Origin of the sequence: Rothia sp. HMSC069C10 (genome assembly GCF_001812205.1) — a bacterium.
Classification (GTDB): domain Bacteria; phylum Actinomycetota; class Actinomycetes; order Actinomycetales; family Micrococcaceae; genus Rothia; species Rothia mucilaginosa.
In genome coordinates, this window is sequence record NZ_KV808290.1 from 167,695 (window position 1) to 173,694 (window position 6,000).

The following is a 6,000-nucleotide window of genomic DNA, read 5'->3' on the forward strand; positions in this document are numbered from 1 at the left end:
TAAAATACCTGTAAAAATACCTGCGAATAGCGCGGCAGCCTGAGAAAGCCCCGCCCTCAACGCCTCCTGCGTTACCGAGCGGTTTTCTCAGACTGCCAATACCACTATTTATTTTCGGCACTATATTTACTTTCGACATCGTTGAATAGGGAGTTGTAAAAAAGTTCCCTTAGCCTGCACAACAAGATAATTTCGAAATATCTTTATCGAACGTAAGTGCAACTAATTTTAGCCCTTCAGCCATTGTTAAATATGGCGCTAGGGTTTCTGTTAAATCTTCTATCGTTAAGCCAAATTTAACAGCTAATGATGCTGCATAGATGACATCTCCTGCATTTTCAGATACAATATGAACCCCTAATACTTTTAGTGTTTCTGCATCTGCTACTAGTTTAAATACACCGGTTGTTTCACGGTTTACAATTGCTCTTGGAACAGCATCTAAAGGTAATACAGATGTCTTCACATCATACCCTTTCTCTTTTGCTTGTTCTTCTGTTAAACCAACCGTTGCAACCGTCGGATTCGTAAACGTAACAGCAGGAACTACCGATAAATCTATTTTTTTGTTTAATCCACCAATAGCATTATCAGTAATAATTCCACCTTCATAGGCTGCTACATATACAAATTGTGGTCCTAAAGTCACATCTCCTGCTGCATAAATCTTTTCATTACTTGTTTGACCAAAATCATTGATCAGGATTTCATTATTTTTTCCAGTTTCAACACCTGCTGCACTTAAATTTAAAGAATCCGTATTTGGTTTTCTTCCAGTGGCAACAAGTAACTGATCTGATTCAATGACTTCTCTACTGCCATTTACTGTTACGTAAACCCTTTTTATCTCTCCACTTTGTTCAACACGCTCAAAAGTTGCCCCTTTGACAAGGTTTATACCCTGTTCAATTAACGCTTTTTCAACTGACTCTGAAATCTCAGGATCATACTCCTTTAAAAGTCGCTCACTTCTTTGCATAAGCGTTATTTCTGAACCTAAATGATGAAATAGTTGTCCAAGCTCCATTCCAATGTATCCTGAACCAATTACAGTTAATCGTTTTGGTATTTTCTTTAACTCAAGAAGTGTTGTACTAGTTAAATAGTCCATTTTTTCAAGTCCTGAAATTTGGGGCAACGAAGGCGATGCACCTGTTGCAATTAAAAAGCGTTTTGCAGATAACTTTGTCCCATTGACCTCAACCGTACTAGCATCAACGAATTTTGCTTCACCTTTAATTAAATCAAAATTATATTCATCAATTAAATCCATATATTTTTGATTCCGAAGTTCGCTCACCAATTTATCCTTTTGCGTGATTAAACTAGCTAAATCCACTTCTCCAGCGGATGTTTGTAAACCTATAAACGGATTGTCTTTTGATAAATGATTGATTTCCCCTGCCCTAAGAAGAGTTTTTGACGGAACACAGCCAATATTCACACAGGTTCCCCCAACCGTTCCACGCTCAATCATTCCAACTTTTGCACCGTATTCTATAGCTTTAATTGCCGAAGAAAAGGCAGCAGCACCAGAACCAATAATAAGAAGGTCATAATTGTCTTCATTAATTAACGCCACGTTTTCTAGTGATGATACTTCTTCAATTTCTCCGGCTTGGTAATTTGCTTCATCAATCGCCTTTATTGCACTTTCAACCTCAATATCATCGGGCAGTTCAAATACTGCTTCACCACGACGATAACTAGACTCAATATTTTTAGCACCTATCTTTTCAAGTGCTGACTCTACGTGTTTTTCACAACCCGTACAAGTCATTCCTGAAATGTTTACCTTAAATTTATTCATAAAAAAGCTCCTTTCGTTTGTTAATGTTTCTACTATAACATAGTTTCAACTCGTTTTAAATCCTCTATTTGTTTTTGCACTTCCTTTTGTTTTTAGAAACAAATTCGAACATATCTTAACAACGAACTTCATCTTTATCTACAACACCAAGTAATTTATAAATCTCGCTTAAAGAGAAACCAAGTTCCTGTATTCGTTTAATAAACCCAACACGCTTAACGTCATCATATGAATATATCCGATAACCAGCTTCCGTTCGGTGAGGTTCTTGTAATAAATTTTTTCGCTCGTAATATCTGATCGTTTCTTTATTAACTCCACATTTATCTGCAAACTCACTAATGCGATAAATCATCTTATTTCACCCCCTGAATATTATAAACCATGTACCATAGTACACGGTCAAGTAAATTGGACTATTTTATTTTTTTCCCAAAGTATCACTCGTATGTGATTGATACTTTTATATAATACTATTGATTATCCTAACATCCCACCAGAAAATCCGATTTAAACACCAGTTGTTTTTAAACTATTAAGAAAGTAATTCCACTATATATTCCGAAGACCCTTTATTTTTTGCACCATAGGAAGTACTCTACGTTGCCGTCCTGTCCGGGGAGCGGGCTGGGTTCCATACCCATCACACGCAATCCGTGGCTGACCGCAGATGCCTGAACTTTTTCTACTGCTTCACGGCGGGCGGATTCTTCGTGCACCACTCCCCCACGTCCGATGCGGTGCTTGCCGACCTCGAACTGCGGCTTGACCATGAGCACCAGGTCGCCGCCGGTTTCGGTGGCGTTCGCTAGCGCCTCCATAACCAGGGTCAGCGAGATGAACGAGAGGTCAGAAACCGTCAGTTCGACCTGCCCACCAATGTCTTCGGGCTTCATGTAGCGAACGTTGAGTCCTTCGTACACGCCGACTCGCGGTTCTTCGCGTAGCGTGTCCACGAGCTGCCCGTGTCCGACGTCAACGGCGGCTACGTGGGCGGCTCCTCGACGAAGCAGCACGTCGGTAAAGCCCCCGGTGGATGCTCCCGCGTCCAGGCAACGCTTGCCTTCTACCTCGATTTCGGGGAACGCGTCGAGGGCACCGGCGAGCTTGTGGCCTGCGCGGCTGACGTATTCGGTCAGCTCGCTCTGGCGCACGTAGAGGGTATCCTCCGGGCCCACGAGCATGGACGCTTTGCGCGCAACCTTGCCGTTGACTTGCACGTCCCTTGCCGCGATGAGTTTTGCGGCGAGGGTTCGGGAACTCACGAATCCGGCTTCGACCAGGTATTTATCGAGGCGCACGGTGTCCTTGTCTTCTTTCTGTCGTCGTCTGGTGATGTCATCGTCTGGTGACGGGTTATCTAGTGTCACCTCAGAGCATTGCTGTTCTGAGGTGACACCGCCGCGAACTAGGAGAGGTTTTCGAGGTCTTTCTCCAGCTGCTCACTCATCGTTTCGAGGCGCTTGACGCGCTCTACGGGATCCATGGCGAGGGTCGCCGCGAGTTGGCGCTCGAATTCTGCATCAAGCTCAGCGGTTTCCTCTGCCGTGCTATTAGTCTCCGGTTCTTTAGGCACCGGGGATCCCCTGGATGTTGGGGCGTGCGCCCTGTTCGGGGTTTGCCGCCCACCATGCCGCGCAGGCTACACGCCATGCTTCGGCTTCGCTCTCGCTGCCCGCAAATGCTTCGGTGTCTTCAACCTCGGGGCCGGTCAGGCTCAGGTTTTCACCGCGGACTCGTGCCTGCCAGGTGGGGCCGGTTGCGGTGACTTCATAGCCTTCGTAGAGCACCTCAATTTCGGGGTAGGGTGCGAAGAAGTCCTCGAGGGTGCGCAGAATATAGGTCGGACGCTGATTCGGTACTGCCTCGATGACGTCCTGGTAGGTCTGTACGCCGGTGAGGACGAGGGCACCGTCCATCTTTGCGTTGTTGGCACCGAGAATGTCGGTGTCCAGGCGGTCGCCCACGATAACGGGGCGGCTGGAGTTCACTGCCTTTGCTGCAGTGTGGAAGATGGGTGCTTCGGGCTTGCCCGCGACGAGCGGGGTGCGGCGGGTTGCACTTGCCACGGCTGCTACGAGGGTGCCGTTACCGGGTGCCTGGCCTCGTTCCTTGGGGATGCTCTGGTCGGTGTTGGTGGCAATCCAGAGGATGTCGGGGTTTGCGAGGGTGTAGGCGGCTTCCGCCAGGTCTTCCCAGCCGATCTTGGGGTCGAAACCCTGGATGACGGCTACGGGGCCTTCTTCTTCCTTGCGTACGGTTTCGAGGCCTACCGCACGAACGCAGTCGGCGAGTGCTTCGGTACCGGTGATGAGTACCTTGGAGCCTGCGGGTACGTGCTGTGCGAGCAGTGCGGCGCCTGCCTGTGCGGAGCTGACGACTCGTTCTGCTCGGGTGTGCACACCCAGTTCTCGCAGGTGCTCTGCTACGGATTCTACGGAGCGCGATGCGTTGTTGGTGACGAAGATGACCGGTACATTGAGTTCTTCTTCGGCACGGTTGAGCGCTTCGGGTGCGCCTTCGATGGCGAAGGGACCCGCGTAGACCACGCCGTCCAGATCGGAGAGGAGGGCATCGTAGCGGGATAGGAGTACGTTCGTGGTCATAGAGTGTTCCTCTCGGGGGCTCTGGCGGTTGTCGCTATTAATCGTACCTGTTAGACACTCTAGCGTTGGTGCCTTCGGGCGATTATATAGAAAACCGCTGGACGCTCTCCCCTGCTTGGGTGTGGCGTCCAGCGGTTTCACGCTGACACTTAGGTCACGTATTTAGAATTCTTAGATTCTCTGCAGTCTTATTCTGCGGAGGTTTCTTCTGCTTCTTCAGTCTTGGGCGCTTCGGTCTTCTCGTCCTCAGCTACTTCCTCTTCTGCGGAAGCTTCCGCGGTCCCTTCAGCGTCTTCTGCGGTTTCAGTGAGTTCTACGGACTTCTCTTCCTGTTCGAAGAGGCCTGCTTCACCGAACATGTCGAAGATTTCGGGTTCTGCGAAGTTGCCCTGGCCCAGTGCTGCTTCTGCCATGAATGCGAGGCGTGCCCAGCGTTCTGCTTCCTGGTTACGGCCTGCGTTAGCCAGCGCGTCGGAGTATGCGCTGAACAGACGGGGGCTGTACTCGAAGGCACGCTTGGGGTTCAGCTGAGGAATCTGCAGCGCTACGACAGCTTCAGACTTCTTGCCCTGATCACTGAGGATGCCGGATTCAACGATGGCGAGCTCTACGCGCACGTTGGCGGGCAGTTCTTCCTTCTTGAATTCTGCAATCATTTCCATTGCCTTGGGCAGACGGCCGAGTGCACGTTCGCAGTCCACCAGCAGTGCCAGGTGGTCTACGGAGCCGCTAATACGGCGGTGGGTGCGCAGTTCGCGCAGTGCCAGTTCGAAGTCTTCTGCAACGTATGCGGCGACGCCGACTGCTTCGCGTACTGCGGCAATACGGCCTGCACTTCGGGATGCAGCAACCGCGTGTTCCAGCGCGAACTCGGGGTCGATGTCGAGGTAGCGACCGGCCATGGCGAGGTGCTTTGCAACGGTTTCAGCGTTGCGGGGCTCCAGGGCACGCAGCTGACGGAAGGTTGCACCGTCCAGCTCGCGACCGGTGATGTCGTCGTCAATTTCCGGTGCCTTGGGCTTTGCAGGGCGGTAGCCTGCGCGGCCACCAATGCTGCGTACTTCTTCGCGGGGTGCTTCTGCCTCGGGGCCGTTGGAGCGAGGTGCCTTGGATCGGGAGTCGGAGCGACGACCGTCGAACTTCTTGCCTCCGCGGTCGTTACGCTTGAAACCGCCCTTGCCGCCAAAGTTCTTGCCGCCCTTCTTGGAGCGGAAGTCCTTTCCTCCGCTGTTCTTGCGGTGCTGGCGGGGGCCGGAGCCGTTAGACTCGTGACGGGGGGTCTCAGACATGAATCTCCTTGGGAGGTATCCGCTCTTGGGCGGGTAGGGTATGCAGTCGATTCGGGCGAACCGCTGCCTGAGGCATCAACTCTATGAGGGGTGCTTAGATGCACCCGCTAATGCCTAAACATAAGCCATACCATTCTAGTATAGAGAACACCTTCCGTGCACCCGTACTGATGGGATGTTAAAGACAAATGGGGAGGCCCTAGGGCCTCCCCAAACAAAAATAGCCCCGGCGAAGCCGGGGCTATTGAATAATAAAGCGGCAATAACCTACTCTCCCACACCCACAAAAGTGCAG

At 50.5% G+C, this 6,000-nt stretch carries 5 protein-coding genes and 1 pseudogene; all 6 read right to left on the reverse strand.

What is annotated here, in order from left to right; all coding sequences use genetic code 11:
* Positions 1-169: 169 nt before the first annotated feature.
* The 6 genes and pseudogenes from merA to HMPREF2842_RS01425 all read right to left on the reverse strand — a co-directional run bounded on the left by merA (position 170) and on the right by HMPREF2842_RS01425 (position 5,705).
* Positions 170-1,810, reverse strand: coding sequence for a mercury(II) reductase (gene merA / locus HMPREF2842_RS09045; protein ID WP_001031938.1), 1,641 nt, complete (start codon positions 1,808-1,810; stop codon positions 170-172).
* Between the two features lie 35 nt (positions 1,811-1,845).
* A pseudogene (merR, locus tag HMPREF2842_RS09050) lies at positions 1,846-2,165 on the reverse strand (Hg(II)-responsive transcriptional regulator); the annotation flags it as partial.
* 217 nt (positions 2,166-2,382) lie between these two features.
* The gene (locus HMPREF2842_RS01410) at positions 2,383-3,111 is read right to left on the reverse strand and encodes a TlyA family RNA methyltransferase (protein ID WP_070642033.1); all 729 of its coding nucleotides are present in this window, start codon (positions 3,109-3,111) and stop codon (positions 2,383-2,385) included.
* 107 nt (positions 3,112-3,218) lie between these two features.
* The gene (locus HMPREF2842_RS01415; protein ID WP_005506658.1) at positions 3,219-3,386 is read right to left on the reverse strand and encodes a hypothetical protein; all 168 of its coding nucleotides are present in this window, start codon (positions 3,384-3,386) and stop codon (positions 3,219-3,221) included.
* The gene (locus tag HMPREF2842_RS01420; RefSeq protein ID WP_070642036.1) at positions 3,379-4,416 is read right to left on the reverse strand and encodes an HAD-IIA family hydrolase; all 1,038 of its coding nucleotides are present in this window, start codon (positions 4,414-4,416) and stop codon (positions 3,379-3,381) included. Before HMPREF2842_RS01420 ends, HMPREF2842_RS01415 begins: the two co-directional genes overlap by 8 nt.
* Positions 4,417-4,604: 188 nt before the next feature.
* The gene (locus tag HMPREF2842_RS01425) at positions 4,605-5,705 is read right to left on the reverse strand and encodes a tetratricopeptide repeat protein (protein WP_070642039.1); all 1,101 of its coding nucleotides are present in this window, start codon (positions 5,703-5,705) and stop codon (positions 4,605-4,607) included.
* Between the last annotated feature and the right edge of the window lie 295 nt (positions 5,706-6,000).